This window comes from Pseudomonas sp. D2002, from assembly GCF_013385735.1.
Classification (GTDB): Bacteria; Pseudomonadota; Gammaproteobacteria; order Pseudomonadales; family Pseudomonadaceae; genus Aquipseudomonas.
This window is the reverse complement of record NZ_JACAPL010000037.1, coordinates 482-780: the sequence shown is the minus strand read 5'-3', so window position 1 is coordinate 780 and position 299 is coordinate 482. Positions and strand designations below refer to the sequence as shown.

Genomic DNA, 299 nt, shown 5'->3' with positions numbered 1-299 from the left:
GCGTAACGGTGACGTCGGTTTGCGCCTTGTTGGTCAAGGTTGCGGTGTAAGTGATATCGCCGCCTTCAACTACCGAAGCCTTGTCAGCAGTCAAAGAAACGGTGGTGTTATCGATCGAGTCGGTGATCGTGGTGACCGCTGCCTTCGGGTCGGTAACCAGGTTCTCGAAGTTACCACCCGCAGTCTTGGCGATGGTGGTGCTGACGGTCGAACCGTTGTTGTAGACGTCGTTGGCCGGGGTGTGGAAAACCGTGGAGCCCACGGATTCACCGGCTTTGATGGTGATCGTCTGGCCATTC

General features: G+C 56.9%; 1 pseudogene (cut by a window edge). It reads right to left on the bottom strand.

The features are described 5' to 3' along the window. Positions 1–299 (bottom strand): annotated as a pseudogene (locus HX783_RS30120) (immunoglobulin-like domain-containing protein) (its annotated part continues 481 nt past the right edge of the window); the annotation flags it as partial.